A 26523-nucleotide genomic window follows, 5' to 3' on the forward strand; every position below is an offset into this window, starting at 1 on the left:
TGCCCGCAGCGGGCCGATCAGTAGCGGCAAGCTTGAAAGCATGACGAGATGTCTACGTGCATGTTCGCGCCGGGCTTCCTTGACAGAAGAAATGATAGGAAACGATGACTGTCAAAATTCTCGCAGCCTCTCTCGTGCTCACCATGTCCGCAATCACCGCAGCTCACGCTGCACCGCCCGTCCGCCTCGATCAATTCGGTGCATGGGGCGCATTTTCCTATAAGTCCGACGGCGGCACGAGTTGCTATATCCTGTCAACGCCGACGGCGCAGATGCCCGCCAATGTCGATCATGGCGACAATTTCTTCATGGTCGCGCGCCCATCGGGAAAGGACTACGTCCCGGAGGCAATGGTGGGTTACGATCTCAGGCAAGGTGCGCCGATGACGGCCGTGATTGGCGGCAAAACCTTTGCGATGTTCACCCAGGACAGGCACGGCTGGGTTCAGAACGAAGCTGACCAGCCGTCCATGATCCAGGCGCTGAAGTCGGGCGACAAATTGGAACTGCACGCCACCTCGAAGCGGGGAACCGCCACCAGCTATTCCTATTCCCTCTCAGGCATCACCGCCGCGTTGAAACGGATCGATGCCTGCAATTGACGCCTGGTAATTTCTCTCACTTGAGAGCGGCCGGGCTGATTGTGGCTTCCGCCTCACTTAGACCGGCACAAACGTGATCCACCACGCCCGTTCATGTAATGGAGCCCAGCTCTCGATCGCTATGATGTCACGCGGATCTGGGCTCCGAGCCGACGGGCTCGCATTGAGCTGGCGCGCCGAAAATCCAAACACGCAAGAAACGGCCCCAAGTCAATTTGCCGCCGACCTGGCGATTAACGAGATCGCCCTAAACCTTGGTAATCTCGCCGTATTTTTGATGACTTTCTGCCATCGGGCCATAGAATCGCATCAGAAGACCAAGTGCCGTCAGCACGATGAGAAACGCGCATACTAGAAATATCATTCTGCGCGTGATCTTGCCTGTCATGAACGATCATCCACTTCCATTGGAACCAAACCATCAACTGAAAGCCGCCGAGGGCTTCAATATTGTATTTTCAGTTTCATCTTCAGTGCGAGAGATACTCAGTTGCGTGAAGATGGCAATCTATGATTGTATCCTTGCAGTGCGAGAAACTATTCGATCTTGTCGAAAATCTTGTTTCTATCGACCTTTATGATAACTTTTTCGGGACGCTCCCCGTCCTTATCCAGAAGAAAAACAACCGTGCACTTATCCTTGGTTGAGCTGAACGACAGGAGCCGGCCTTTTGTCTTGATCAGAACCTTTTCAACGACGTCTGCGCAATCGGGCGGTTGATCCGAAACGAAAATCGCCTGGGGCGCTTCAATGTGCGACGAGATCGCCATGACCGGGAAGATCACGGTTGCATTCCAGAATGAGGTCATATCGTTGAGCTCCATTCCCGAGGTGCGTTGACGCTTGTCGTTTGCAGGGCCTCGCTCGATGGCCCTTCCGAGCCAATTAGGTGTGAGACATATTTCTTTCCGTGCTACGCCGTGCGCGGATCGCTGCGGCGATGAAGACGCGCGACAGCCCGTGATACAAGGGCTCGCGCGATAGCAAGCGCGATGTCACATAGCCGATCATCGACACGGCCATAATCGGGATGACAGCCTGATGGTCGCCAGTCATTTCCAATATGATGACGAAGGCGGTCATCGGCGCCTGTACGACGCCCGCGAAGTAGCCCGCCATGCCAAGGATCGCCGCCAGCGCGATACTAGTGCCGAGCAATGAGCCAACCGTACTGCCGAGACCGGCGCCAACGGCCAAAGACGGCGCGAAGATGCCACCCGGAATACCCGAGATCATCGATAGGAAACTCGCCAGCAGCTTTTCGGCGAAGAACAACACGGGCAGGGCATGGCCCTCGACTGCACCACGTGCCTGTTCATAGCCGGTGCCGAAAGTGTTGCCACCCGACACGACGCCAATAATGGCAATGGCAAGACCGCATAGGCCAGCAAACATGACGACGCGTGCCAGAGGCTGCGGCAAAGCCCAGCGGCGGATGCGAATACCGCTGTAAAGGACAAGGCCGCTGAAGGCAGCCCCGAGCGTACCACCGCCGACGCCACAGATCAGCATGGCGATCCAGTCCCTGAGCACTATCGGCGCAACATCGGCCGTGCCAAAATAATTGTAGCTGCCGGAAAGGCCGAGTGCTGCGAGACCGGAGAGAATGACGGCCATCAGTACCAGGCCATTGGCGCGCGATTCATAGGCGCGGCTCATTTCCTCGATGGCAAAGACGATGCCGGCAAGAGGCGTGTTGAATGCGGCCGCGATGCCTGCGGCGGAACCCGCCAGGATCAATCCCTTCGCCTGTGCCATGCCACTGAGCCGGGCAACCGCCAGCATGAAGGACGCGCCGACCTGCACCGTCGGCCCCTCGCGGCCGATCGAGGCGCCACAAAAGAGCCCCAGTGTGGTTAGCACGATCTTGCCGAGAGCGACCTTTAGCGACAACAGTTTCGTGCGATCTTCGTCATGATGTAGATGCCGCGCCGCAATCGCCTGGGGAATGCCGCTTCCTTGAGAATTCGGAAACAAGGTCGCCGCCAGATAGGCAGAAAGCATGAAGCCGAGCGGCGTCAGTGCAAGCGGCAGCAGCCAGCCCCACTCCCCGGAACTCGTTACTCCGGCAAAGGCGCGTTGTGCTAGATCGGCAAGCTTGGCAAAGCCGACACTAATCACGCCGATCGCCAGCGCCCCCGTCCAGAACACCAGCCGCGGCCGCCATAGATTGATCGAGCCCAAGACAACGCGGGAGCGACGGAGTAATTTTGGTTTACGGAAGCGCGATGACATCATTTGCCTAAGTGATAGTGAAAATCTCCTAACGCTATATGTCATGTAGTGATATAAAATACGAGATTTAATTGAGCTGCCGAAAGCACATCGACCTAGTCTCGCCAAGTTGTCCGATCGAAGGATCGCAAATGCGAACCGGAGCATAAGTAGAAATATTCCGACGAGTGAATCGCCTTTTAGGGGAATGATGAATGTTGCCAGAGGAGGCGACCCGTATCGCTCATCCGCCTCAGACGCATGACGAATGGCGTTAAGTTGTCGAGAAGCAGGTCGGGGGCTTTCCTGAAAGCAATGCAAACGGCATCCGCACGCAGGCCAAATGTCACGTCTACCCTAAATGCTTGCCAGTCGGGGCGTGTCTAAAATATATCGTCTCGCTAGAGATAGAGGATGATGTGAATGCACCCGGACAAGCGGCCCAGACGATCTCACAGACGTGAATTTGACGTGACCGAGCCTCTGGATCCTGATGTCTATCACGGTCTGGCGGGGGTGCGCCTCGCCATGCGGCGGTTTCTTTCCTTTAGCGAGGCCGCGCTTTCCGAAGTTGGTGTAACGTCACAGCAGTATCAAGCCCTGCTTGTGATCAAGGTCGCGCCAGCGCGGCAGGTCATGATGCGAGAGTTGGCTGAACAGATGCTGTTACAGCACAATGGTGCAGTCCAGCTGGTAAATCGGCTGGAGGCTGCGGGCTTGGCAGTGCGCACGCCTTCTCCGGAAGACAAGCGCAGCGTGTTGATCGGCCTGACTGAGGTGGGCGAAGAACTGCTGGAGCAGTTGGCGAGGATCCATCTCAACGGAATGTTCGAGAATGAGAAACTCCTGGTCGAATCCTTGAGGCGGCTCCGGCGCCTGTCGCGATCCGACTGACCGTAGCGAAAATCGAGATTTGTGCTCGATAGTTTCGCTCCGGCGGAGCGCAACATCCGCGCCTTCGGGCGTGCAACGGGAAGCACTTCTATTGCTTTTCTTCGCTGCGTTCCAATGCGCCGCAGACTTCCTCCATCATGACGTAGGCGGCGTGCATCACCGCCAGGGAGAGCGATTTGCCACGGCGAGCATCCTGGCCGACGTCGATCAGCCCTCTAAGCTCAGCCATGTTTTCAATGAGCCCTGTCAGTCTCTGTTGAAGCTCAGCCGGTATTTCACCGGCTTTCGGGGTTCCCATCTGGCTCTGGTCGTCCAGGACACCATGACGCTGCAGCAGCTTCTCTAGGCGTAGTGACAGAAGGCAGAGGGGCTCGCGGTTTTCCATCCTGCTGCACCTCCCTAGATGTGGCCACGTCTTTCAGACGAAAACAGACGTAGTGCCGGAGGATGGGGCAACAGTTGATCATTGTAATTCAACATGAACTCCAGCACCTGCTTGATTGTGGCCGGTTGCGCGGGTTTGGAGATGACGCCGATCACCCCTGAAATCCCATCAGCGACGACCTCCGGATTGGCCGTCACCATGACGACCGAGACACCGAATTCGCCGGCCAAGAATTGCCCGATGCGGGGTCCGGTCGCTCCGTCGACCAGATTGACGTCCACCAGGGCGAGGTCGGAATGCGGCGCGAGCCGCTTTGCGCTTTCAAAGCTATTGGCGATACCCGAGGTCTCATAGCCGAGATCATGGATGATGTGTTGGAGATCAATCGCGATTAACGGATCATCTTCAACAATCAGAACGCGTTTCATCAATCATCCCCCAGCTATCAATTACAGTCTTGCCAAAATCGTTGCGTCCGCAGTCTCTGGGTACGGCACCCAATGCTCCAACGGGAATAAAAAGTGCTAATATAGCCTCATAAAAACCTCAAAATCTTCCATGTGTTCATCCTTCATTCAGAATCACCTTAGTCCGCTCCGGATCAAAATATCATAGCATGACAGAAAATACGAGTAGGAAGCAATCGGCCGTCGCCAGCGGGCGCACGACGCAGAGCAGCGCTGAAATGCAGTTCCGCCAAAATTCTCCACTACTTCGGAAGAATACTAAGCATCTGTTTTTCCTAACGATATGTCCGGAAATCTGATCTATTCAGGAAGATGTCCTTCCCCAAACTTTGATCGGCGTCGTTGCAGCGCCCTGATGCCAGCACTCTGGATCGAGAAGGCATATTAAGAAGATTTAATGTCTTTGCCCGATTCTTGTCGCAATTGCGCCGGATCGTTCCAGGGTCTTGGCGCATCGGATGCAGCCAAGCCAAGCGTGCCATTATTGATTTGGGAGTGATGCGATGAGTCGCTTTCGTCATTTCCTGCCGGCCATAGTGCTTGCCGGCGGGATGGTTTCGTATGCCTCTGTCGGTTGCGCGCAAATGGCGCCAGCCAAACCCACGGGCTTGTGGTTGACGACGGATTTTCCGGTCCTGACCGAACGTATCGGTGAAGATACCAGCCTGTCCTTGACCCTTTCGAATTCTAACCTGCCGCCCGCGCGTATCGCCTTTTCCGTCAACGGTCTGCCGGACAGCTGGAAATGGGAGCTGGATGGAGCGGGCAAGCCCGTCAGAGCCGCGATCGTCGGTTCCGATGACAGCCAGAGGCTGACCTTGAAGATTACGCCACCTGGTTCCATCAAGCCCGGAACCTATAACTTTACCGTTCGCGGCACCTCCGACACCAACGAGACACTGCAACTACCAATTTCGATGACGCTGGCTGCCGCAGAGCCAGACAAGGTGACGCTGACGCCGAGCCTGCCGGCACTCAGGGGAACGCCTCGTTCGAACTTCGATTTCGATGTCGCCATCAAGAATGACAGCCAGGAGAACGAGACCCTCAATCTCGTTTCGGATGCTCCGTCCGGCTTTGCCGCGACGTTCAAAGAACAATACGGCAGCCAGGAACTGACCAGCCTTCCCTTCAAGCCAGGTGAAACCAAGACCGTAAAGGTATCCGTAAAGCCGCCACAGAATGTTGCCGCCGGCAAGTATCCAGTCATGGTGGAAGCGTCCAGCCCGAAGGTTGAGGGCAAGACGCAGCTGGTGCTCGATGTCACCGGTCAGCCGTCGATATCCCTGTCAGGCCCGGATGGCCGGCTTTCCGGCAGGGCCGTGGCCGGCAGGGAACAGATATTCAACTTCACCATCAACAATTCCGGAACGGCACCTGCGACGGAGGTCAAGCTTTCGGCAAGTGCTCCCAGTGGCTGGAATGTTCAGCTTGACCCGAAGGCGCTCGATACCATCGCACCCGGTGCACAGCAGACGGTTGCCGTGCACATGACGCCATCGAACAATGCCATTGCAGGCGATTACATGGTCAGCATAAGGGCGGACGGTAGTGGTGCATCCGACAATGCGGACTTCCGTGTCACGGTGACAACGTCAACCATTTGGGGAGCCGCCGGTCTCGGCGTGATCGGCGCCGCCGTCATCGTGCTCGCCATGGCAGTCACGAGGTATGGACGCCGATGAATACGCCTGTCATCGAGGCAAAGGGCCTCACCAAACACTATGGCCGCGCTGTTGCGGTCGAAAGTCTCGATCTGGTGGTCAATAAAGGAGAGATTTTTGGGCTGCTCGGTCCGAACGGCTCCGGCAAGACGACGACGATCCTGCTTTTGCTCGGACTGACCGAACCCGATGGCGGCAGCGTACGTGTGCTGGGTCATGACCCCTTGCGTGAGCCGCTGGAGGTCAAGCGCAGGGTTGGCTATTTGCCGGATGCCGTCGGATTCTACGACAGCATGAGCGCCTGGGAGAATCTGCGTTACACCATGCGCCTGGCCGGCATTGCCGATGCGGAGCAGCACATTGCAAGCGCCTTGGCGCGCGTGCGCCTCACGGAGGTTGCCGATCGCCGCGTATCGACCTTCTCCCGCGGCATGCGACAGCGCCTCGGAATTGCCGATCTGCTGGCAAAGGGAAGCGAAGTCGCCATTCTGGATGAACCGACCTCAGGTCTCGATCCGCAGTCGACGCAGGAATTGCTCGATCTCATCGTGCAACTCGCCGGTGAAGGCATGACGATCGTCCTGTCGTCGCATCTCTTGTCGATGGTCCAGGCGATCTGTTCCAGGGTGGCGCTTTTCCATCGCGGCAGGGTCGGTTTGGTCGGCCGCGTTGCGGATCTCGCCAGTCAGGTCCTTGGCGGGTCGTACATCATCGAGGTCGAAGCGGAAGGATGCGATACCGCCAAGATAGTTGCGGATGTCCCACGGATTACGCGAATGACCGCAATGGCATCGGACGTCACCCGTATCGACGCGGAGATCGATGTTCGCCCCGAAATCGCCAGCAGGATCGTTTCGGCCGGCGGCCGTCTCAAGCGACTGTCGATGGATCGCTCAAGCCTCGACGAAGTCTATGTGCGTTATTTCGAACAGGTGGATCATGCAGCGTGAAGGCTCCCCCTTTGCCGGTCTCTCCACTGTCGCCATGAAGGAGGCAGCCGATCACATGACGAGCCCGCGTATGCATCTTGTGATGCTGCTCGTGCTCCTCACCGCCTTCGGCTCGATCTATGCGGCAATCGGCGAGATCAAGAATACCCTCAGCGAAGATCAGTTCCTCTTCCTTCGCATCTTCACAACGGCCCGCGAGCCGCTGCCGTCCTTCGTCGCCTTCCTGGGCTTCCTGTTGCCGCTGGTGGCAATAGCGCTCGGCTTCGACGCGATCAACGGCGAGTATAACCGCCGCACGATGAGCCGTATCCTGTCCCAGCCGATCTATCGCGATGCGCTGCTCGCCGGAAAATTCATCGGTGGGCTTCTGGTCATAGGGATTTGCCTAGTCACGCTCTGGCTGCTCGTCACCGGCATGGGGATTCTGATGCTCGGCCTGCCGCCGTCGGGGGAGGAAATCATGCGCGGTGTGGCCTTCCTGATCGCTTCGCTTGCCTATGCCGGTGTTTGGCTCGCGATTTCGATGCTGTTTTCGACGCTCTTTCGAGCTCCCGCGACTTCGGCGCTTGCCGGGTTGACGCTCTGGCTCGTCTTCACGATCTTCTGGAGCATGATCGGGCCGCTTCTCGCTGGAGCGATAGCGCCTGTCGATCCCCTCGATCCGATGACGGCGGTGCATCAGGCGGAAATCGCGCATGCCATTGCGCGGCTGTCTCCCAACACGCTGTTCGGCGAGGCAACGCTTGCGCTTCTTAATCCCGCAACCAGGGCGCTGGGCCTGATATTCGTCAGTCAGCTCCAGGGAGCCCTGCTTGGAGCGCCGCTGCCCTTCGATCAAAGCATCCTATTGATCTGGCCGCAATTCTCGGGGCTGATTGCCGCCATGCTGCTCGTCTACACGATCGCCTATGTCGTATTCCAAAGGCAGGAGATAAGGGCATAGGCAGATGCCACAATCAGCTCGGCAGTTGTCGAGTGAGAAAAACCATTCGACCTCGATTGCAGGCACTGATCCGTTTCAATACGACGGTGATGGCTGAGAGCGAAGAAACATTCCCCCGCCGACGGACGTATTTCTTTATCGCACTATCTCATTTAAATCGGCGGCAATTGATACGCCCTCATACCAACTGGCCTTGTGACGCTCCCCAACCACTCGCGCCAAGACGACCGGGGAGCGGACTTTCGCGCCTGCTGAGAGGATTCGCGCGCTATTGCTGCGCCATAAGCGGCGGAAGAAGATTGGCGCGGGCGGAGTAGTGCGGCTGGTCCGTGAGATGAAATGCAGCCAGCGCATAGACCGCGATCGCCAGGATCATGATTGCGATACCAAGCAGCGGAAACCCGACCTCTGGTTCCGCCGATCTCTGATGATACTTTACGATCAGCGGGTTGCGATCGTTGTGGGCTGACTTTGGTGCCGAAGGAAAGCTTAGTCTCAGTTCCTCTTCAAGCTTCGCTGTTCGCATCAGGCGTTGACCGCCAATCCTGTCAGATTTGAATTTTACGACATCGCCCATTGCATCAACTATGGCGCTCCATCAAACACCATCTCCTCTTCATTGCGGACACCATTCCGACAACCAAAACTCAACCTATCGCCACTTCCAAGCTCGCCCCCTCCTGCGAGCCGTTTGACCCTAAGGGAATTGTCGATCCCCTGTCATCAGCAGCATTAAAATCGCAGTCCAACAACATCCCAGAACTGGCCAACAAATTTTACCGATATATATCATGTTGTGATATAAAGTCTCCAAAAGAATGTGGACAGCGACAAATAATTCTGGAGCAAATTCGCAGTCCTTCTTGTCGCAATCTCGCTCCGCTAAACCGACGCAGTATTGTTCCGTCATAGCTTGGCGGCGCAAGACTTGTCCGGCAATGTGATTGGAAGGATGATGAAGCTCCGCCGCATTACGATCGGTATTGTAGCTGCCATTGCAGTTATATTTATTTGGCATGATTGGCGGCCATTTTCGGCGGGCCCATCAGTCGATGAAATCTCAGCGGCGATAGATGTGAAAGCGACTGATGCGCGCTGTACGACAGCCAGACAAAACTCTGGCTACTGGTGCAGCTATTCGTTTCACATTGGTCCTCGCACCTTCACTGGAAGACGAAAGTTTTCAGAGATCAAAGGTCGATGGTGGGCTGTAGAATAGCTATCCTGAGGAAAGCAATCTCGACTGTGTTGAAAGATGCAACCTCAGACACATTGTCAATGACCATCCAACAAGGATCCCTCATTCCCCTAGCATGATCGCGAGACTGGCGTGTACCAAGTCAGCTTGATCGATCTCGGCATTCTTCTCATCCTTTGGACTTTATGTCGTGCCATGATGCATATGCGTCCAACGGATGCGTCGTGTCGTCGGCTCACACTTGCATTGGTCTCAGATTACTAGGAAATCGGTGTCACTTTGAGGCTATCGACCCGCGCCTTGTTGCTCCAGTTTTCCAGCCTTCATTGACATGAAGGAAGGCGCGTTTTTTTGCACGATGTTGTTCAGTCCGTCACTGCCGCGAGTATGGGGCCACCATGTTGCTCCTGAACCAGAATTGCGGTGCGAAGCTGATCCGGTGCTTTAGGGAAATCGAAGGTGACAGGCCTTCCATCCCATTGCCCGAGATGCTTCAGCGCGTGGACGACGTGAGTGTGGGGCAAAGTGCTGCCGGCGTTTTCGCCACGATCGATCGGCACATTGACGACGTTCGGATTATATCGGATCAACCAGACGTCCGCTGCCGATCTCGGGGCTTCACCGCCCCCTATCCGAGCGCCGTCCTGGCGAAAGGCAATGGACGGTCCCTTCAAGGCAGAGACGGTTGCCAGAAGCTGAGTCAACTCGGCGAGGTTGTTTCCAACCACGGTCCTCGTACCGTTGATGACCATCTGAGGAGTATAGGGCCCTGACTGACGGAGCGGGGCCTCATAAGCAACCTGCCTGTCTGTAAATTCCTGCTTGTCGAAAATATCCTTCCAGCCGAGATAGTCCCAGTATGTCACGGCGAAGCTCAAGGCGAGGACGTCATCGCGCTTGCTGAGCTTTATGAGGTTGGCGTTCGCAGGCGGACAGGACGAGCATCCCTGGCTCGTGAAGAGTTCGACAACCGTGGGGGAGCGGTTATCGATTGATGCGCCATACGAAACACTCGCCGTGACGCACACGGCTGCTCCGGTGATCAATAGTCTCGTCAGTTGCTTCATCGCTTCTCTCCCAATGGCTTCATCATCGGCTTCGCAACGAAGTAGCCGTTTGTTACAGGCTCACAGTTTTGTGACCGCCTGCATCAGGTGTCTCTGGCCGGCTAGCTCCCGAGCGTTCAGGCGGAGTGGCGGGTGTCGCCGCCCGAAATTATTTCGCCACACCTGTAACAACCACGCTTCGCCGCTCGTATTCTCTAGCAGCACAGCCGTTTGGCTGGCGCGCGAGGAGCGACCATGGCCACCGTGGACCACCTGGACACATCACCGCCGACCGGACCGACACGAGTATTCATTCGACGGCATTCCCTCGTCACCCGGATCACCCATTGGCTCAACGTTGTCTGTCTCAGCCTGCTTCTGATGAGTGGCTTGCAGATATTCAATGCCCATCCCTCGCTCTATTGGGGACAGTACGGTGCCAATGCCGATCCATCTTGGCTCTCGATCGGGTCCGTCCAGGATGGAGACAGCAGCCGTGGCATCCTCCGCATCGGCCGCCTGTCCATCGTGACAACAGGCATTCTCGGCGTCTCGCGGGAAGGCGGCGAGCTGACGGAGCGCGGTTTTCCAACCTGGGCGACCATCCCGAGCTATCAGGATCTCGCGACCGGCCGCCGGTGGCATCTATTCTTTGCTTGGCTCTTTGTGATCAACGGATTGATCTATGCGCTGTACGGTTTTGTCGGCGGTCATTTCCGGCGCGATCTCGCGCCGAGCGCAGAAGAGCTCTCACCGGGCCACCTGAAGCAGGAGATTGTCGATCACGCGCGGCTGCGCTTCCCGAAAGGGGAAAAGGCGCGGCATTACAATGCTCTCCAGAAACTCACCTATCTGATCGTCATCTTTATTCTGCTGCCGCTGATGCTCGCGACGGGGCTGACCATGTCGCCGGGCATCGATGCCGGTTTCCCCTTCCTGCTCGATGTCTTCGGCGGACGACAGTCGGCACGCTCCATCCACTTCATTTGCGCCTGGTCGATCGTGCTCTTCGTTCTGGTGCATGTCACCATGGTCATCCTTTCCGGGCTTTGGAACAACATGCGTTCGATGATCACCGGCCGCTACAGGATCGAAAGCGAAGGGGTCCGGAAATGACATTCTTCATCACACGCCGCCGCCTGTTAATCGGATCAGCCGCTGGGCTGGGTGCAATCGGCCTGACTGGCTGCGACGACGTCGTCCAAAACGCCAAGGTTCAAAACGTACTGGCGATGGCGGAAAGACTGACGATGAAAAGCCAGCGGCTTCTCGTCCCCAAGGACAAGCTGGCTCGTGAATTCTCCGAGGCGGACATCTCGCCGACCTTCAGGCCGAACGGCACAAGCCAGCCCGACAGCGAGGACTATGCCCGGATGATAGCGACGGGCTTTGCGGACTGGCGATTGAAGATCGACGGTTTGGTCGAGCATCCGGTCGAGCTCTCACTGGCGGATTTGAAAAAATTGCCATCGCGCACGCAAATTACCCGACATGATTGCGTGGAGGGTTGGAGCGCCATCGGGAAATGGACGGGCGTACCGCTTGGACCCATCCTGCAGAATACGGGCCTGAAGCCGGGAGCCCGCTATGCCGTGTTCTATTGCGCGGACCAGCTCGAGCAGACCATCGACGGCAGCGGCACGTACTACGAAAGCATCGATCTGATTGATGCCTTTCATCCTCAGACAATTCTTGCCTATCAGCTCAACGGCAAAGACCTCGAAGTGTCTCATGGCGCACCGCTCAGACTGCGAGTGGAACGCCATCTTGGCTACAAGCACGCAAAATACCTCATGCGCATCGAAATCAAGGACAGCTTCGCCAGCCTTTGGGGTGGCAAGGGCGGTTTCTGGGAGGACCGCGGCTACGAATGGTACGCGGGAATATAGCCGTCTGGAAAACGCCTCACTGCGGGCAATGATGCCCATCAAAAGGAGAAGAAAATGTTCAGAGTTACGATTGCAGCCGCCTTGTTGATCTCGGCGTTCACACTGCCAGTTTACGCGGCGAACACAATGATGAAGTGCGACGATGCTTCCATGATGAAGGCGCAGAGCGAAGTGGATGCCATGAAGGATCCGATGATGAAGGGGAAGAAGGAAATGGCCTCCAAGGAAATGATGATGGCCAAGGAGGCGATGAAAGCGAAGAAGATGGACGACTGCAAGATGCACATGGACAAGGCCATGAAGAGCATGGGCAAGATGTAGCAATGATCCGTGGCGGCCGGTAGTATCCGGTCGCCACATCCACATTCCCGGGCCGTCGTTTCAGTTCGTGTGTAGCACTTCGCAAAGGCGAGCCTTCGCATTCACGCATCTCTCCACAGTTGGCTGGTTCCCTCGGCCATAGCCACTAGTGTTATGCCTCGCCGATGGCAACCGATGAGTCGAGCCGTTCTATCAACGTCGAACTGGCTTCGTTTACCCCGATCACGTCAACTTTGGTGCCGTGCGCTTTAAAGCGCTGGACGACCTTCTCCAGGGCAGTCACCGCAGTGATGTCCCAGAAATGTGCCCGGGAGACATCGATGGTAACGCCCATGTCGGCAGCGTCACGCATGTCGAATGCCTCGACGAATAGGTCGGCTGACGCGAAAAATACCTGGCCTGAGACGCGGTAGAGAATTTGCCTGGCTTGGGCATCCAGCTCCCTCTCGACATGCAACAGACCGGCAACCTTGAAGGTGAAGAACACGCCGCTCAAGAGTACCCCGACCGTGACGCCGAGCGCCAAATTGGAGGTCGCGACCGTAACGACGACGGTTGCAAGCATTACGGCACTCGATATCTTCGGATGGACAACCAGCTTGCGCAACGACGACCAATCGAAGGTGTCTATCGAGACCATGATCATGATGGCCACCAGCGCAGCTACCGGAACCTGCGACACCCAGGGCTTGAGCAGAACCATCAGGACTAACAGGAAAGCACCCGCAAACAGCGTCGACAGACGACCCCGACCGCCGTACTTCACGTTGCTGATCGTCTGGCCAATCATGCCGCACCCGGCAATGCCACCGAACAGGCTCGATGCGGCATTGGCTAAGCCAAGACCCGCGCATTCTCGGTTCTTGGAGCTTGGGGTGTCGGTCAAGTCATCAACGACGCTGGCCGTCATCATCGATTCAAGCAGGCCGACCATGGCGATTGCCAAGGCCGGACCGGCGATGATGCGGAGAGTCTCGACGTTTAGCGGAACATCCGGCCATGTTAAGAAAGGGAGAGAATCGGGAAGACGCCCAAGATCGGCGACGGTAACCACCGGAAGCTTCAGCATCATTGAGGCAACCGTCAGGACGACAACACAGATCAGAGGCGATGGCAGTGCCGTCGTGATCCGCGGCACCAGATAGATCAACATCAGCCCTGCGGCCAGAAAGGCATAGCCGACGACGCCCCCGCCGATGATATGGGGCACCTGAGCCCCGAAGATGAGGATCGCAAGCGCGTTGACAAACCCGGTCCGGACCGACTTCGACACGAAGCGCATCAGCACGCCGAGACGCAGCAGGCCAAAGACGATCTGCATGATACCTGCCAGAAGCCCGGCGGCGAGCAGATAGGGCAAGCCGTGGGCATGAACCAAAGGTGCCGCGACAAGAGCGACGGATCCGGCCGCGGCCGAGATCATAGCGGGACGCCCGCCGCTGAAGGCGATGACAATCCCGATCACGAAAGACGCAAACAATCCAACCTGTGGATCGACGCCGGCCGCGAACGAGAAGGCGATGACTTCGGGAATGAGGGCGAAGGTCGCGACAGCTCCGGCGAGCATCTCACGGGTAGGATTGGCAAGCCACTCCCGGCGGATGGAAGATAGTGACATCTGGTGAATTCTCGCAAAGGAAGCCTGACCTCGGGGGCGAGGCCTCAAGTCGGCATACAGGTTTTGCGTGGTCCGGCGGATCGGCGGCCGGAATAGCCACCCGGATTCTCACCGGGTCCAGTCGAGTGCGCCCTTATAGGCGTGATTGTTGATGAAGGGCAATATCTGCGCCGTTATTTCAGTTGCCAAGTGATGGAGGGTTGCGGCCATGTGGCAACTGGAGAAAATCGCCATCAAGCTTGGCCACCTGAGAGAAAGGTGCTCATTGCTCGACCTGGCTGCGCCTCTCCTCCTCGGTCTTCCGAGCCGAAGTGTTATTCGCGGCGCGCCGCCCAGCGAAGTCCTATGTAACCAAGCACGCCGGCGGTAAGTGAACCCGCAAGAATGCCAATCTTGACGCGATCCTGGAACAGGGGATCATTAAAAGCAAGCAGGCCGATGAACAGGCTCATCGTGAAGCCGATCCCGCAAAGCAAGGAAACACCGAGGACCTGTCCCCAACTGGCACCAGCCGGACGATCGGCAAGCTTGAGCTTGACCATCAAAAGCACAGCGCCAAACACACCCGTCACCTTTCCCAAGATCAGGCCCAGTCCAACGCCAAGCGTGACCGGCTCAACCATCACTGTGGGCGAAATTCCCTGAAACGATACGCCGGCATTCGTAAAACCGAATATTGGCACGATCACGAATGCCACTGGCTTCGCGAGAAGGTGCTCGAGGCGATGCAAGGGCGATGCGTCATCAGTTGCTTCTGGTTTCCCGCGCGTGACGGTGATGGGGATGAAAAGCGCGAGCAATACGCCGGCCAATGTTGCGTGGATCCCGGACCGCAGGACAAAGACCCAAAGCACAGCCCCCAACAGCAGATAGGGCACGAGCGAATTGGTCTTGCGGCGGTTGAGCACGAACAGGATGAGAAGGACGAGCATAGCGCCGATTAAATCGGGTATTGAGATGCCGGTATTATAGAACAAGGCGATAACAATGACCGCGCCAAGATCGTCGATGATGGCGAGTGCGGCCAGGAAGACCTTGAGCGATGCAGGGACGCGAGACCCCAGAAGTGATAAGACGCCGAGGGCAAAAGCAATATCGGTCGCCGTTGGTATTGCCCAGCCTCGAAGAGTATCAGGGGTGCCGCTGTTGACCGCGACATATATCCCGGCCGGCACCAGCATTCCGCCGGCCGCAGCGACGCCAGGGAGGATACGCCTGCTCCACGAGGAGAGCTGCCCGTCGAGCATTTCTCGCTTAATCTCAAGGCCAACCAGCAGAAAGAAGATCGCCATCAGAGCATCATTGATCCAGTGCAGGATGCTGAGCGGGCCGATATGGGCATGAAGGGTGGAGAAGTAGCTGGAGGCCAGCGATGAATTCGCCGTCGCGATTGCCAATGCTGCCACGAACATCAAGACAAGTCCGCCGGATGCCTCGCTATCGAGAAACTGCCTGAGCGTAGAGTTTATACGTCCGACAGGCAGGATTTTGGACATGGCTGTTCATTTCTCGAAAGAGGTTTCCTTAGTCTCCGTTGATGGCTGATTGAACCCTGTCGCACGCAGCACACGACCATTTAAGCGCATACTATAAGCAATGAAGCGATCTTTGCTACCTCTTCGTGAGCAAACTCGATGAGCAGTAAATCAAACGTCGATATCGTGCATGGATGGCGGCGTCCGAACCGATAAAAGCGGCAACTCGACACGCGTTACGTTCCTCTACCACCTCAGATATCGCGATCCCACGACTGCGCCAAGAGCGGTGACTGCGGCTGTTGCCGTCGTATACCAGGTCGCCAAGAAGAGCGGGCTGTCGTCCGGGCAATGCCAGGCGTAAAGCGCGGTTGCCAGCCCCGCGGAGGCAAGGCCGGCAATGGCACCGCCGAGCGCGGGATGCGCTGGCGCGCCGTTTTTGAGCGCCCAGAGAAAACCTGAAAGTGGAGCCAGCGACAACACTGGGACGAAGAACAGGCAGAAGCCCGCATTGCGACCAAGCAGCGCTGCGCGCCAGGCACCTTCCGGGATGACGGTCAATTCGGTTGCGACGCCCCCAATCAGCAGTAGTAGCGGGATGAGCAGGCAGAGCGCCGAGAGTTTGAGTGGTACGCCGGGCCGGCCAATACGAAAGACCAAGCCACAGCTCGTGACAGCGAGCGCCAGTGTTGTGAATATCTTGAAGAGGACCCGCGCTGTTTCTATGGCGCTTGCCATGTCGCGGCGGACGCCGACGGTCGCAAGCAGCAAAAGGGCGGAGATGATGATCCCGGCAAGAAGCGCGCGCAGGAGCATCGGCCCAAGAAGGGACCGGACAGGCGCGTCTTCCGCAAGCAAACTGATCAGGTCATTGGTCTTCACTCATCTCACTCCGGTATGAGGCTGCCAGCGACTTCAGCGCGCGATGCAATGCGACGCGAACCGCACCTTCGGTCATCTTCAGCCGCACGGCCGTTTCACGTATCTCCGCCCCTTCGATAGAAATGGAACGGACGATATCGCGTTGCGGATCCCTCAGACGCTGCAGCATATGCTCAGCCTCAAGCCGATCCAAACTGCCGGCTTGCTCGCTGGCCTCCAACGTTGTCATCACGTCGTCGATCGGCACATCGACATGACGGCCCCGGCGGCGCAGGCTGTCGATCAGCTTATTGCGGACGATCATTGACAGCCATGGTCCGATTGGACGCACCGGATCCCACGTTCCGCGCTTCAAGTGGACGGCGAGCAGAACTTCCTGAACCACATCTTCCACGTCACTCACCGGTGCGCCGAACTGATCGCAACGCCGCCGTGCGATGGCGCGCAGATGGGGCGTCACGGTGGAAAGAAAGCGATGATAGGCCCGCTTGTCGCCTTCCACGGCGCTGCGCATCCAGCCTGCCCATTCTTCCTCACGCGCCGAATGTTTCACCCAACATAGTCCTCTACGGATAGGCACACGATTTTGTTACCGCGCCGGTATAAAAATTTTGCGAAAGTCACAAACATCCTTGTGTTCAGGTTTTTCGCTTGCAAGCGCGCAAACGGCAAGGGCGCATGCGAAAAAATCGAACAGGCCCTTGTAACACCCGCCGTCACTGCTCAGTTGCCCACAAAGCAAGCCAGCCGTGGCTCGCCCCGCCCTCTGATCTCGCTTTGGCATTTCTCAGATCGCATCAAGAGCATCGTCCAAGGGGTATGCTGGACCCGACCGTCATGGTCACGGAGCAGAGTCGTAGAAGGCTTAAGACGACGTAAGATTGGGCAAACGGCCAACCCCGCCTGTCGATTGCAAAATGCTTCCATCGAAACCTGGAATTCTCGTCCGCGGTAGTGTTCAGCCAGGCCTGATCATGCAGATGTTCGGTCGGTGGCAGCATCTGTGTCACTCTGCCTGCTTGCGCGAGAGTCCGTGATGGTACGATTGTGGGGTCCGGCACGAAACCGCACGATAGGCGGAGTTCCCCGAGTCTTGTGGAAATAGACACTCTGTGGTGTAATGAACTTAGGCCCTTCCCCCGTTTTTCGAAGGGTTCCGCTCTTAGTTTGCCCCGTATTGATGCGGGGCATCTTTTTTTGAATTGTTGACTGCAAACACATGGAATTGGCTCGTCGGGACCGTGCATCCGGACGACAATGGGAGCTTATTTCTTGAGCTGTTATCGGCATAGATCAAAATCGGCCGAAATCAAAAGCACGTCATTCATGCTTAAAAACAATCCTCTAGAGCCCATCCTTTAAACTGGCACGCAGTTTGCTTGTTGTAGAGTGTCCGGATCAATGGAGATCTGGATGAATAGGCGCGCGATAAGCGCCTACAAAGACACTGACGTCGCAAGGTTTTTGCAGTCCGGAAATTTCTTTCCGCGGACGCAAGCTCCATGCGGCGTTTTTTTTGTGCTCAAATTGCCGACGGCAACGCTCCCTCGGGTCGCGAGTAACAACAGCAAGGGGAACCCAAATGGCCTATGTTGCACCAACTGACTTCGTCGCAAAAATGATCGATGCCGGCGAGTCCAAAGTATTTATGTCAACGCGAGACACTCTGATCCGCGGGTATATGGCGGGGGCAATCCTTGCATTGGCCGCCGTTTTCGCGGTCACCATCAATGTCCAGACAGGACAGCCGCTGGCCGGCGCAGTTCTTTTCCCGGTCGGTTTTTGCCTGCTTTATCTGATGGGATTTGATCTTCTGACGGGGGTATTCACGCTTGCGCCGCTTGCACTGATTGATAAGCGGCCTGGCGTCACGGTTGGCGGGGTACTGCGCAACTGGGGACTTGTTTTCCTGGGTAATTTTGCTGGTGCGCTGACCGTGGCTGCGATGATGGCTATCGTGTTTACCTTTGGCTTCACTACAGAACCAAATGCGGTCGGACAGGCGATCGGTCACATCGGAGAAGGCCGTACAGTGGGCTACGCAGCACATGGCGCCGGCGGTATGCTGACGCTTTTCATTCGTGGCGTACTCTGTAACTGGATGGTCTCAACTGGCGTCGTGGCCGCGATGATGTCGACCTCGGTGTCCGGCAAGGTGATCGGGATGTGGATGCCGATCATGCTCTTCTTCTATATGGGGTTTGAGCATTCCGTCGTGAACATGTTCCTCTTTCCCTCTGGTCTCATGCTGGGCGGAAACTTCTCCATTAGGGACTACTTCGTTTGGAACGAGATCCCCACAGTGGTGGGCAATCTGGTTGGCGGCATTACATTTGTTGGCCTGACGCTTTACGCAACACACGCTCGCACGGCCGCAAAGCGTCAGCCACAGATCAAGACGGCGACCCTGGCCGCAGCCGAGTAACCCGGCATCCTGAGGTTCCGGATCGTTCGGAACCTATCTCCCATACGTGGAACAACGAGGCGGGTCATGAACAAAGTCGACGTAACTGAAATGATTATTGAACGAAAGCGATCCAGCGGCTTGACTTGGGCCGAGATCGCTGAAGCCATCGATCTGTCGGATGTTTTCACCACATCGGCATGCCTTGGCATGAATTCATTGCCGCGCGACAAGGCAGATCGACTGGTGGAAACATTGGGGTTGCCCCAGGAAGCAGCCATTGTGCTCTCCGAGTTTCCAACAAAGATATTCAGTCAGCAAATACCCACGGATCCCTGCATTTATCGGTTTTATGAAATCATCGGTGTTTACGGCGAGACGCTCAAGGCGCTGATTCAGGAAAAGGGTGGCGACGGCATCATGAGTGCCATCGACTTCGACATGAGCGTTGAGAAAGTTCCCAATCCCAAAGGAGACCGGATCGAAATCAGAATGAGCGGGAAATTTCTCCCCTACAATCGCTGGTAACTTCGAAAGCGCCGGCGGGCTTGCGTTATGGGCGCAAAGGACATCGCAGTTGACCATGAAACTCGCAATTATCGCAAAACCAAAGGAGAGCGCTCAATTGTCGGAAAATGTCTCCTGCCACATCGCAAAATACCCGAATGCAACCACTATCTCATGGAGCCACGCCGCCTAGTACTGAAGAATAGCTGCAAAGTTCATCAGTTGTGATCGTTGGCCGAGGCTTTGGAGCTATTCTAACTGATCGGCCGCCCGCACAGTCGGGCTTCAATATCGTAACTTCGGAACGAATAGATCGCGTTGTATTTTAGTGCGGTCGATCGCGCTCTACTTTGCTTATCAAAAGAGGGGCTCGCTACGGCGCTGGGGGTATGGCCGCTGCGAGCCCCAGGCCGATCATCATGTCCGGCCAGAATCATTGCGACAGATGCGCCACCAAATTACAAATTATATTCCGGTAATTCGCCGACGGCATGGCCCTACTGGAGCCGCATCGCTATCAAAGCCATGCTAGGTTTTGTAGATAATTTCGTCTCGTATGCTACACATTGGGATACCCATTGCTTGCCCCCAAGGAGGATGAACGAGATTTTTGCAGTTGAGCCGATAGCAAGAAGCCTCTCCCAACCTTGCACTTCCGCGAAAGCCGAAGAGCCGCGGTGTGTACTCACCGCACATCGCAAAATTGGGATCGATCTCGGTGGCGAATGCTCAGAAGACTATTAAGAGCGAGATCAATTTGCCGCCGACGTCGGTGATGATTGCCGTTTTGCGCCGAAGACAGACGATTTGCTTGGCGCGCGCAACCTGGTGCCAGCCGTCCATGGGAGGTCAATTCACAAGTTCTGTCGGATAGACACCCCAAAGGCTTGACTCTTTCACATAGCCTGATGTGTCTTGATTGTGGACCGCGACAAAGCACCATTGGTTTCTGCAAGACTTTATGCTCATGCGGACGCGCGCTTCTAAAAGTGCTTCCACTTCGGATCTCGAGTTCGCCGATGAATACAAAGGAATATCAGTTTTTTCCCAAGGTCCGATCATCGCGGTTCGCTGGCCGGACAAAAGCGAGCGATGCATCCAACCGGAAATGCCATCGGAATCCCTGACTTCACGCCAGTTGCCGTACTCTTCGATGATTTCCATAGGCAATCCAGGCGCAACATAAACCCATTTTGCCGCATAGTCGAAGGAAGGACCGACTCGCATTCGTGCGTTCCTGGCCTTCAACGATACGAAGCGTGGAATCGGCAGGCCCGTCTCTCGGCCTTTTTTCCAACCTATCGGCAAAGCCTGTGCTTTTGGTAAGGCATTGGCGATTGTCGCTGTATAAGGCAGCGCTATCGCAAAGAAGCAAATCGATAGCAAGATCTTCCAGCGACCGTGGTGTTCGGAATGCTTGGCTCTCATTGAATGCTGCCGAGTTCTTTCGCACCCCAAGCTGTTACCAAAACGGGGATTGGTGGATTGAGGAGGTGTTCCTGTGAGAAGATAGGCACCCAGGAAGCTTACCAGAGAGTTAAGAAGGACTCAGTGAGCTTTTCTTCCGTTGCAGACCAACCATTGATTCAACGACGATCGCTTCAGCTCGCGCAACGTCGATACCCTCTGCTACGAGACGCCGTACGAAGGTTCGACGTAAAGCATTAGGCTGGAGTGGTGAAGCATTGTCCGTTGCCTTCCTCAGCCGGGCACTGCGATTTGCAACGTTGCCCGCAAGCGCATCGGCAATCTTCTTGGTCACACGATTGGCCGCACGGCGAGACGGATCATTCTGCACATGCGCATATATAGCGGTGGAACGTGGGTTTGAGTGGCCAAGGATCGCGCCAGTCAGGGCAAGCGCCTCGCCACTCGAAATGGCAGTCGAACCAATCGTATGCCTGAGGGTATGTGGCGTGATGCCTGAAAGCTGAGCCTTCTTGAGCGCCTTAAACCAAACCGATTTGGTGCCCTGGAAGTAACCATCACCGCGCTCGGCCGGAAACACGAAATGCTTGTTCTCTTCTCGCGGCAGGGAGCCTAGCAAAGCCACGGCTGCGGCACCGAGGGGACGGATGGACTTCCCAGTCTTGCTTTCGTCCAGTTCGAGCAAACCCTCCGACAGATTAACCTCAGACCATTTGAGCCCGGCAATCTCGTCACGCCGGCAACCTGTCAGAACCCAGAGGCGGGCTATGTTGACTGCCTTGCGGTTCACGCCCTCCATCTCTAACTCGTCCAGAGCCGCACCCAGGCGCGTAATCTCTTCCAAGGTGAGATATCGCGTCCTCTGATTATCCGTCTTGCGTATGGCAGCATTCTCGCACGGATTGCGTGCGACGATTTCGTTGCGAAGAGCAAAGCTAAACACCGCCGACAGATCCCGAACCACCTTGCGCGCGGCTCCCGCCCCGCCTCGCACGATAATGCGCTTGCGTGGCCCAATCTTATCGTCACGTGCCGTCTTTCCAGCTGTGACATCGGCCACGAACCGTTCGATATCACCGGCGTTGATATCCGGCGCCCTGCGATTGCCGAGCAGAGGCACGACATGGTGGCGAAGGCGTGCAATGGTATAGGCCTTGGTCCGAGGTTTCATCGCCTCGCCCTGTCGCTTGCCTCGCTGAATGACGCATCCTTCTTTCTCATAGAGATCGACGAGAGCGTTCATCGTCATCTCACGACGTTTTGCCTGAAGTTCGGTCATTGGATCTGCGCCGGTGACAACACTGCTGAGCTTGGCCTTCGCCAGCTTCCTGGCTTGTTCGGCGGTCAGGGGGCCATGGCGTCCAATCATGAACCAATGTTGAGTGGCGGAACGACCACCGCCGTTGGCACGATATTTGATGACGTACGTCTTCACACCCGTCGGCTCAACACGCAGGGCAAATCCGGGCAGGTCACAGTCCCATACGTGATAGCGTTTGTCCTTCGGCTTAGCGCCGTCGACGACACGCTTCGTCAGCAATACATCACTTCGTTTGCCCATTTTGACTCGACCTCCGGATACCACTGAGATACCACCACGATGGAAAACACCCAGCATATCGTAGCGTTTAGTTGGCACCAAAGTCAACTTAACTATTTGATATAATATTATAATGTCGCATTATCGGATACCACAGCGTAAGACATACTCAACTTTGCCAAGGTTGGGGTCGAGGGTTCGAATCCCTTCGCCCGCTCCAGTTTTCTAAAATATCTTCAAAGCCTCGGTTTTCCGGGGCTTTTGTGTTTCTATCGCGCTGAAAATAACGAGCAGCCACTGCCGCTTTTTGAACACGGTTACCGCAAGATTACACTTTGATTGCTCCTGCAGTATTTAAATGTTCTGCAACTTCTTTTGTTAGTAATTGCGATCATGAACTATGCACTTTCTTGGGAAAGTGCCACTATTCCGAGTAGGCAGGAATATTTCATGATCAAAAGCATTCGTCTAACAAGATTTAAACGTTTTAGTAACACGACGATTGAGCTGCATCCAAAAGGGCTTTCCTTTCTCGCTGGCGGTAACAATTCAGGAAAATCTACTCTGCTGCAGGCAATAGCAGTATGGGAGTTTTGTCGGTTCGTATTGGAGATGGAGAAGGGACGAGAAAGTTTGCTACCGAATTTCCCTGGACAAGGGCTCGGCCTCTCCGACGACGAATTTTCTCCTATTGCCGTTGCAAGTCTGAAACATCTGTGGACCAATCTAAAATCTCAGATCGCGGGGGAAGAAGGTTATTCGTTGGCGATTGAGTGCACATGGATCGATAGAAACGCCGCAGAGAAGCGGCTGAAATTGGCGCTTGCATTGACCAACGACCGCCTGTTTATCAAAACTGCCGACACGAATCTCACGACACACGACAAGTTGCCCAGCGTAGCCTACTTGCCTCCCTTTGCTGGCATCGTGAGTCGTGAAAACCAGATGTCCGGCGCGGAGCGGCGGAGCATGATAGGCCGCGGTTTGGCGGGTGGGGTAATCCGCAATCTGATACTTGATATGTATAAGGCAAACCAAAGAGAGCGAGTGCGCTTAAAGGCCGGTAAAACAAAGATCAAAAACTCAGATCTTGCGAAGCTGCGAAGAGAGGACCCATGGGAAATTCTTCAAGCTACCATGGCTCGCATATTTGGAACGCAACTTGACGTAGATCCATTCAATGAGCTCTACCATAGCTATATTCGCGTGAAGTGCATCAAAGGAACTTGGGATGAAAGGAAATTTACCCGGTTCCCAAACTTCCAACCTCGCGATTTGATGGCAGAGGGTAGCGGCTTTTTACAGTGGCTAAGCGTGTACACCCTTGCGCTTAGCCCGAATGTGCAAACTCTTCTACTTGATGAGCCAGACGCTCACCTACATCCGTCACTCCAATCCCAACTAGTTGATGCGCTGGAGGAGATCGTTGGGATGTCGGGAAAGCAGGTCTTGATGGCAACCCACAGCACAGAAATTTTACGATGGGCTGACCACACAAAAGTACTCGCATTCAACGGAAATAGTGCTCGCTATCTAGCGCATGAAGAACAAAAGATCAGTTTGTTCATTGGCCTCGGGAGTGATTACGCTCCGAAAATCGATCCCCTACGAAAATCAAAATGCATGCTAATTGTTGAGAATGACAGTGACGCAAGGCTCCTTAAGATTTTCGCGGCAACATTGAATAAAGAATGGCCCAAGGGACTCGTGATATGGCCTTGGACCGGCGGGAGTGCCGAACGTAAGCAGCTCTTTCTCCAATTAAAAGCGGAAATTCCCGATCTCAAGGCACTTAGTCTGAGAGATCGCGACGATCTAGAATTGGAGAACGTCGATAAAAACACCCTTCGAGATAAGTCGGTCAACAACGCCGAAGTCAATCTGATGCTTCGGGTCTGGAGACGCAGACACATTGAAAGCTATTTGCTGTGGCCTGAGGCTATCGCAAGGGCCGCCCAAAAACCTTTGGATGAGGTTACAGTGTTTATGGCGGAACATGCCATTGTCGTTCCGGTAGACTTTCCATCTCGAGATGTCGCCCAGGCGATGATTGATGCAAGAGGCAAGGAACTTACTCAGAAAGGCCATCGATCAATTAAGCAAGTATTCGGTGTCACACCGGCTGAAATCGCACAAGCCATGCACCCAGCTGAAATTCCGGAAGACATAAAGGTCCTGATTAAGCAAATCGAAGATATGTGCGCCCCGACGATAGTCGGAGATGCTGAGGCGGCTTAGCCTAGTACCATTATCTAATTTGCTAGCGAGGCGGTCAGATTCGGGATTTGGCCGACGTATCAATCATGATCGCCAATCGCTCAAGATCAGCGCATTTCTTTCTTCTCATACCTATGCAACCGCGCCACCCGGCCGGGGTCTCAAATCAGTCTCATTTGACGTTCAGGTCTGCCCATCATATCGATCGACGGAACGCGGTATTGGCTCGCATGAAAAGAAAGACGTCCCTGCTGGTTGCGATGCTGTCGCTTCTGCCCGTTCCCGCGCTCGCCCATCCGCATATCTTCATCGACGCCAAGTTCCAGGTCGTCGCGGCGCCGGACGGCTCCATCAGCGAGCTGCGCAACGTCTGGAACTTCGACGAGGTGTTTTCCTCCTCCGTACTGATGGATTTCGACAAGGGCGACAATCAGACGCTGACGCCGACCGAGCTCAAGGCGGTGGGCAAGACGGTCCGGGATTCGCTTGCGCAATACGGTTACTATACGAATGTCACCAGCAACGGCAAAGCGGTGCCCATGGCCAAGCCGGATGCGATCCAGGCCGATTACAAGGACGGTTCGCTGATCCTCACCTTTTCGCTGAAGCCGGAGCAGAAGACCTTCCTCAAGGGAACCACGATCTTCGGGATCTACGACAAGACGCTCTACACCGCCGTCGATTTCAACACCGACAACGACATGGCCACTTCGGGGTCGGCCTTCGGGCGCTGCAAGAGCAAGGTGGTCAGGCCCAACCCCAAGGAAGTCATGGCGGAGAACCAGGCTGCGCTCACCAGCATGTTCTTCAGCGACCCGCAGGGCACGGATTACTCGCTGCTGGTGGCGACACGGCTTGAAGTCCAGTGCTGACCCCACGCAGGGGATCCGTGTAGCCTGACGCCGGGTTCATTCGAAAGGCGTGGCATCGCTTCCTGCCGGACCGTTGCCGTTTCGGGAAAGCGCTATGAAGCGGCGGGCGACGATCCAGCAGCCGAGCGCCCAGGTCGCGCCGGCGCACCAGCCGCCGAGAACATCGGTCGGGTAATGGACGCCGAGATAGATCCGGCTCGCTCCGATCATCAATGTCAGCAGGATGCCGGCCGCGACCGTGAAGATGCGCGTCGAGCGGTGGGGGCGGGTGCCCGAGATCAGCGCGGCAAGGGTCAGATAGGTCACCGCCGACACCATCGCATGACCGCTCGGAAAGCTCAGATCGTGAACCTCGACCAGATGCGGCACGATATCCGGCCGCGGCCGCGCGACACCGATCTTCAGGGCGGCACTTAGCCCCCACCCGCCGAGCACGGAGGCAAGGACGAAGACGGCGATGGCGCGCTGCCGGTCCAGCAGCAGATAGATCGTCACCAGAACCGTCATCAACGCCAGCACGGTCGTCCCGCCGAGGCTCGTGATGTCCTTGACCGCATGGGTCAACCATCCCGGCCCGATCGGCACCGAAAGATTTCCAGGCTGGCGAAGCGCCAGCAATATCGCCTCGTCGAAGCCCCTCGTGCTTCCTTCGAGCACCTCTCCCGTCAGGTAGATGAACAGAAGAATTCCACCCGAAAGGGCGGCGAACATCACGAGCAGCAGAGGCTCATAGCGGTTCAGCCATCCAGGTATGCCCGACTTGCCGAATGGCTGATTCTTCATGCGCCGAAACCCGCTTCTCGTGCTTTCATGCCGCTACTTACACCTTCGGAACCCGAAACGGGACAACGCCTATCTAGGGATAAAATTCGCGGCATCCAACCGCGACGAAATCCGAAACCGCGCGTTTGAAGCGGCAGGCGCTTCAGGTTCATGACATGTTGTATCTCTATCCTTGCGCGCATTTCCCGCAATCGCCGGCAACGGCGAATGAGGAATATAGTCC

At 56.0% G+C, this 26523-nt stretch carries 27 protein-coding genes and 1 other annotated feature; of the genes, 12 read left to right on the forward strand and 15 right to left on the reverse strand.

Going from position 1 to position 26523, the window contains the following annotated elements:
• Window positions 1-104: 104 nt before the first annotated feature.
• On the forward strand, window positions 105-602 hold the full coding sequence (locus tag ACQZ6J_RS14840) for an invasion associated locus B family protein (RefSeq protein WP_449084610.1): 498 nt from the start codon (window positions 105-107) through the stop codon (window positions 600-602).
• Between the two features lie 247 nt (window positions 603-849).
• Here ACQZ6J_RS14840 and ACQZ6J_RS14845 read toward each other — a convergent pair whose 3' ends face one another.
• From ACQZ6J_RS14845 to ACQZ6J_RS14855, 3 genes are all read right to left on the reverse strand, one after another.
• Window positions 850-990: a hypothetical protein gene (locus ACQZ6J_RS14845; protein WP_449084611.1), complete on the reverse strand. Its 141-nt coding sequence runs from the start codon at window positions 988-990 to the stop codon at window positions 850-852.
• 149 nt (window positions 991-1139) lie between these two features.
• The gene (locus ACQZ6J_RS14850; RefSeq protein ID WP_449084612.1) at window positions 1140-1427 is read right to left on the reverse strand and encodes a hypothetical protein; all 288 of its coding nucleotides are present in this window, start codon (window positions 1425-1427) and stop codon (window positions 1140-1142) included.
• 61 nt (window positions 1428-1488) lie between these two features.
• A complete protein-coding gene (locus ACQZ6J_RS14855; RefSeq protein WP_449084713.1) occupies window positions 1489-2838 on the reverse strand; it encodes a chloride channel protein in 1350 nt (449 codons plus the stop codon).
• A gap of 402 nt (window positions 2839-3240) precedes the next feature.
• On the opposite strand from ACQZ6J_RS14855, the gene ACQZ6J_RS14860 reads away from it, so the two are divergent.
• Window positions 3241-3711: a MarR family winged helix-turn-helix transcriptional regulator gene (locus ACQZ6J_RS14860; RefSeq protein WP_400675357.1), complete on the forward strand. Its 471-nt coding sequence runs from the start codon at window positions 3241-3243 to the stop codon at window positions 3709-3711.
• Window positions 3712-3799: 88 nt separating this feature from the next.
• Here the strand turns inward: ACQZ6J_RS14860 and ACQZ6J_RS14865 are convergent, their stop codons facing one another.
• Window positions 3800-4096: a hypothetical protein gene (locus ACQZ6J_RS14865; protein WP_449084613.1), complete on the reverse strand. Its 297-nt coding sequence runs from the start codon at window positions 4094-4096 to the stop codon at window positions 3800-3802.
• A 14-nt stretch (window positions 4097-4110) separates the two neighbouring features.
• Window positions 4111-4524 carry a response regulator gene (locus ACQZ6J_RS14870; RefSeq protein ID WP_449084614.1) on the reverse strand — a complete coding sequence of 138 codons (414 nt, stop codon included), beginning with the start codon at window positions 4522-4524 and terminating at the stop codon, window positions 4111-4113.
• Between the two features lie 542 nt (window positions 4525-5066).
• Between ACQZ6J_RS14870 and ACQZ6J_RS14875 the strand changes: the two genes are divergently transcribed.
• Genes ACQZ6J_RS14875 through ACQZ6J_RS14885 form a run of 3 tightly spaced genes read left to right on the forward strand, consistent with a single transcriptional unit; the run spans window position 5067 to window position 8120 of the window.
• On the forward strand, window positions 5067-6248 hold the full coding sequence (locus tag ACQZ6J_RS14875; protein ID WP_449084615.1) for a COG1470 family protein: 1182 nt from the start codon (window positions 5067-5069) through the stop codon (window positions 6246-6248).
• Window positions 6245-7177 carry an ABC transporter ATP-binding protein gene (locus ACQZ6J_RS14880; protein ID WP_449084616.1) on the forward strand — a complete coding sequence of 311 codons (933 nt, stop codon included), beginning with the start codon at window positions 6245-6247 and terminating at the stop codon, window positions 7175-7177. Before ACQZ6J_RS14875 ends, ACQZ6J_RS14880 begins: the two co-directional genes overlap by 4 nt.
• A complete protein-coding gene (locus ACQZ6J_RS14885) occupies window positions 7167-8120 on the forward strand; it encodes an ABC transporter permease (protein ID WP_449084617.1) in 954 nt (317 codons plus the stop codon). Before ACQZ6J_RS14880 ends, ACQZ6J_RS14885 begins: the two co-directional genes overlap by 11 nt.
• Window positions 8121-8388: 268 nt before the next feature.
• Here ACQZ6J_RS14885 and ACQZ6J_RS14890 read toward each other — a convergent pair whose 3' ends face one another.
• The 3 genes from ACQZ6J_RS14890 to ACQZ6J_RS14900 all read right to left on the reverse strand — a co-directional run bounded on the left by ACQZ6J_RS14890 (window position 8389) and on the right by ACQZ6J_RS14900 (window position 10385).
• A complete protein-coding gene (locus ACQZ6J_RS14890; protein ID WP_449084618.1) occupies window positions 8389-8697 on the reverse strand; it encodes a hypothetical protein in 309 nt (102 codons plus the stop codon).
• A 120-nt stretch (window positions 8698-8817) separates the two neighbouring features.
• Complete coding sequence (locus ACQZ6J_RS14895) at window positions 8818-9138, reverse strand: hypothetical protein (protein WP_449084619.1); 321 nt, start codon at window positions 9136-9138, stop codon at window positions 8818-8820.
• A 545-nt stretch (window positions 9139-9683) separates the two neighbouring features.
• Window positions 9684-10385, reverse strand: a complete 702-nt coding sequence (locus ACQZ6J_RS14900; protein ID WP_449084620.1) for a DUF1223 domain-containing protein — start codon at window positions 10383-10385, stop codon at window positions 9684-9686.
• 234 nt (window positions 10386-10619) lie between these two features.
• Between ACQZ6J_RS14900 and ACQZ6J_RS14905 the strand changes: the two genes are divergently transcribed.
• Genes ACQZ6J_RS14905 through ACQZ6J_RS14915 form a run of 3 tightly spaced genes read left to right on the forward strand, consistent with a single transcriptional unit; the run spans window position 10620 to window position 12574 of the window.
• Window positions 10620-11480 carry a cytochrome b/b6 domain-containing protein gene (locus ACQZ6J_RS14905; protein WP_449084621.1) on the forward strand — a complete coding sequence of 287 codons (861 nt, stop codon included), beginning with the start codon at window positions 10620-10622 and terminating at the stop codon, window positions 11478-11480.
• Window positions 11477-12253, forward strand: coding sequence for a molybdopterin-binding protein (locus tag ACQZ6J_RS14910; protein ID WP_449084622.1), 777 nt, complete (start codon window positions 11477-11479; stop codon window positions 12251-12253). Before ACQZ6J_RS14905 ends, ACQZ6J_RS14910 begins: the two co-directional genes overlap by 4 nt.
• A 54-nt stretch (window positions 12254-12307) precedes the next feature.
• Entirely contained in the window at window positions 12308-12574 is a 267-nt protein-coding gene (locus ACQZ6J_RS14915) for a hypothetical protein (RefSeq protein WP_400675312.1), read from the forward strand.
• A gap of 151 nt (window positions 12575-12725) precedes the next feature.
• Here ACQZ6J_RS14915 and ACQZ6J_RS14920 read toward each other — a convergent pair whose 3' ends face one another.
• From ACQZ6J_RS14920 to ACQZ6J_RS14935, 4 genes are all read right to left on the reverse strand, one after another.
• The gene (locus ACQZ6J_RS14920) at window positions 12726-14192 is read right to left on the reverse strand and encodes a SulP family inorganic anion transporter (protein ID WP_449084623.1); all 1467 of its coding nucleotides are present in this window, start codon (window positions 14190-14192) and stop codon (window positions 12726-12728) included.
• Between the two features lie 66 nt (window positions 14193-14258).
• Window positions 14259-14314: a sequence feature (sul1 is cis-regulatory element that is thought to sense ions involved in sulfur or methionine metabolism; They are found in Alphaproteobacteria), on the reverse strand.
• A gap of 192 nt (window positions 14315-14506) precedes the next feature.
• On the reverse strand, window positions 14507-15688 hold the full coding sequence (gene nhaA / locus ACQZ6J_RS14925; RefSeq protein WP_449084624.1) for a Na+/H+ antiporter NhaA: 1182 nt from the start codon (window positions 15686-15688) through the stop codon (window positions 14507-14509).
• A gap of 225 nt (window positions 15689-15913) precedes the next feature.
• Window positions 15914-16549: an NrsF family protein gene (locus ACQZ6J_RS14930; RefSeq protein ID WP_449084625.1), complete on the reverse strand. Its 636-nt coding sequence runs from the start codon at window positions 16547-16549 to the stop codon at window positions 15914-15916.
• Window positions 16536-17102 (reverse strand): sigma-70 family RNA polymerase sigma factor, encoded by a 567-nt coding sequence (locus ACQZ6J_RS14935; protein ID WP_449084626.1) that lies wholly within the window; start codon window positions 17100-17102, stop codon window positions 16536-16538. Before ACQZ6J_RS14935 ends, ACQZ6J_RS14930 begins: the two co-directional genes overlap by 14 nt.
• A gap of 1029 nt (window positions 17103-18131) precedes the next feature.
• Between ACQZ6J_RS14935 and ACQZ6J_RS14940 the strand changes: the two genes are divergently transcribed.
• Together ACQZ6J_RS14940 and cynS are read left to right on the forward strand one after the other, a co-directional pair.
• Window positions 18132-18974, forward strand: a complete 843-nt coding sequence (locus ACQZ6J_RS14940) for a formate/nitrite transporter family protein (protein WP_449084627.1) — start codon at window positions 18132-18134, stop codon at window positions 18972-18974.
• Between the two features lie 66 nt (window positions 18975-19040).
• Entirely contained in the window at window positions 19041-19481 is a 441-nt protein-coding gene (cynS, locus tag ACQZ6J_RS14945; protein WP_449084628.1) for a cyanase, read from the forward strand.
• Window positions 19482-20309: 828 nt separating this feature from the next.
• Here the strand turns inward: cynS and ACQZ6J_RS14950 are convergent.
• Both ACQZ6J_RS14950 and ACQZ6J_RS14955 read right to left on the reverse strand, forming a co-directional pair.
• Window positions 20310-20888, reverse strand: coding sequence for an SH3 domain-containing protein (locus ACQZ6J_RS14950; RefSeq protein ID WP_449084629.1), 579 nt, complete (start codon window positions 20886-20888; stop codon window positions 20310-20312).
• Between the two features lie 109 nt (window positions 20889-20997).
• A complete protein-coding gene (locus ACQZ6J_RS14955; RefSeq protein WP_449084630.1) occupies window positions 20998-22449 on the reverse strand; it encodes a tyrosine-type recombinase/integrase in 1452 nt (483 codons plus the stop codon).
• A 429-nt stretch (window positions 22450-22878) separates the two neighbouring features.
• Between ACQZ6J_RS14955 and ACQZ6J_RS14960 the strand changes: the two genes are divergently transcribed.
• Complete coding sequence (locus ACQZ6J_RS14960; protein ID WP_449084631.1) at window positions 22879-24666, forward strand: ATP-dependent nuclease; 1788 nt, start codon at window positions 22879-22881, stop codon at window positions 24664-24666.
• Window positions 24667-24875: 209 nt separating this feature from the next.
• Window positions 24876-25517, forward strand: coding sequence for a DUF1007 family protein (locus ACQZ6J_RS14965; RefSeq protein WP_163987132.1), 642 nt, complete (start codon window positions 24876-24878; stop codon window positions 25515-25517).
• Window positions 25518-25553: 36 nt separating this feature from the next.
• On the opposite strand, the gene ACQZ6J_RS14970 is transcribed toward ACQZ6J_RS14965, so the two are convergent.
• Window positions 25554-26300, reverse strand: coding sequence for a phosphatase PAP2 family protein (locus ACQZ6J_RS14970; RefSeq protein WP_449084632.1), 747 nt, complete (start codon window positions 26298-26300; stop codon window positions 25554-25556).
• Window positions 26301-26523: the final 223 nt, after the last annotated feature.

This window comes from Rhizobium sp. A37_96, assembly GCF_053521765.1.

What these genes read in the sequence shown, in the direction of transcription:
- ACQZ6J_RS14840 (WP_449084610.1), top strand. Translation starts at nt 105, where the DNA reads ATGACTGTCAAAATTCTCGCAGCCTCTCTCGTGCTCACCATGTCCGCA.
- ACQZ6J_RS14845 (WP_449084611.1), bottom strand. Translation starts at nt 990, where the DNA reads ATGACAGGCAAGATCACGCGCAGAATGATATTTCTAGTATGCGCGTTT.
- ACQZ6J_RS14850 (WP_449084612.1), bottom strand. Translation starts at nt 1,427, where the DNA reads ATGGAGCTCAACGATATGACCTCATTCTGGAATGCAACCGTGATCTTC.
- ACQZ6J_RS14855 (WP_449084713.1), bottom strand. Translation starts at nt 2,838, where the DNA reads ATGTCATCGCGCTTCCGTAAACCAAAATTACTCCGTCGCTCCCGCGTT.
- ACQZ6J_RS14860 (WP_400675357.1), top strand. Translation starts at nt 3,241, where the DNA reads ATGCACCCGGACAAGCGGCCCAGACGATCTCACAGACGTGAATTTGAC.
- ACQZ6J_RS14865 (WP_449084613.1), bottom strand. Translation starts at nt 4,096, where the DNA reads ATGGAAAACCGCGAGCCCCTCTGCCTTCTGTCACTACGCCTAGAGAAG.
- ACQZ6J_RS14870 (WP_449084614.1), bottom strand. Translation starts at nt 4,524, where the DNA reads ATGAAACGCGTTCTGATTGTTGAAGATGATCCGTTAATCGCGATTGAT.
- ACQZ6J_RS14875 (WP_449084615.1), top strand. Translation starts at nt 5,067, where the DNA reads ATGAGTCGCTTTCGTCATTTCCTGCCGGCCATAGTGCTTGCCGGCGGG.
- ACQZ6J_RS14880 (WP_449084616.1), top strand. Translation starts at nt 6,245, where the DNA reads ATGAATACGCCTGTCATCGAGGCAAAGGGCCTCACCAAACACTATGGC.
- ACQZ6J_RS14885 (WP_449084617.1), top strand. Translation starts at nt 7,167, where the DNA reads ATGCAGCGTGAAGGCTCCCCCTTTGCCGGTCTCTCCACTGTCGCCATG.
- ACQZ6J_RS14890 (WP_449084618.1), bottom strand. Translation starts at nt 8,697, where the DNA reads ATGGGCGATGTCGTAAAATTCAAATCTGACAGGATTGGCGGTCAACGC.
- ACQZ6J_RS14895 (WP_449084619.1), bottom strand. Translation starts at nt 9,138, where the DNA reads ATGCCAAATAAATATAACTGCAATGGCAGCTACAATACCGATCGTAAT.
- ACQZ6J_RS14900 (WP_449084620.1), bottom strand. Translation starts at nt 10,385, where the DNA reads ATGAAGCAACTGACGAGACTATTGATCACCGGAGCAGCCGTGTGCGTC.
- ACQZ6J_RS14905 (WP_449084621.1), top strand. Translation starts at nt 10,620, where the DNA reads ATGGCCACCGTGGACCACCTGGACACATCACCGCCGACCGGACCGACA.
- ACQZ6J_RS14910 (WP_449084622.1), top strand. Translation starts at nt 11,477, where the DNA reads ATGACATTCTTCATCACACGCCGCCGCCTGTTAATCGGATCAGCCGCT.
- ACQZ6J_RS14915 (WP_400675312.1), top strand. Translation starts at nt 12,308, where the DNA reads ATGTTCAGAGTTACGATTGCAGCCGCCTTGTTGATCTCGGCGTTCACA.
- ACQZ6J_RS14920 (WP_449084623.1), bottom strand. Translation starts at nt 14,192, where the DNA reads ATGTCACTATCTTCCATCCGCCGGGAGTGGCTTGCCAATCCTACCCGT.
- nhaA (WP_449084624.1), bottom strand. Translation starts at nt 15,688, where the DNA reads ATGTCCAAAATCCTGCCTGTCGGACGTATAAACTCTACGCTCAGGCAG.
- ACQZ6J_RS14940 (WP_449084627.1), top strand. Translation starts at nt 18,132, where the DNA reads ATGGCCTATGTTGCACCAACTGACTTCGTCGCAAAAATGATCGATGCC.
- cynS (WP_449084628.1), top strand. Translation starts at nt 19,041, where the DNA reads ATGAACAAAGTCGACGTAACTGAAATGATTATTGAACGAAAGCGATCC.
- ACQZ6J_RS14950 (WP_449084629.1), bottom strand. Translation starts at nt 20,888, where the DNA reads ATGAGAGCCAAGCATTCCGAACACCACGGTCGCTGGAAGATCTTGCTA.
- ACQZ6J_RS14955 (WP_449084630.1), bottom strand. Translation starts at nt 22,449, where the DNA reads ATGGGCAAACGAAGTGATGTATTGCTGACGAAGCGTGTCGTCGACGGC.
- ACQZ6J_RS14960 (WP_449084631.1), top strand. Translation starts at nt 22,879, where the DNA reads ATGATCAAAAGCATTCGTCTAACAAGATTTAAACGTTTTAGTAACACG.
- ACQZ6J_RS14965 (WP_163987132.1), top strand. Translation starts at nt 24,876, where the DNA reads ATGAAAAGAAAGACGTCCCTGCTGGTTGCGATGCTGTCGCTTCTGCCC.
- ACQZ6J_RS14970 (WP_449084632.1), bottom strand. Translation starts at nt 26,300, where the DNA reads ATGAAGAATCAGCCATTCGGCAAGTCGGGCATACCTGGATGGCTGAAC.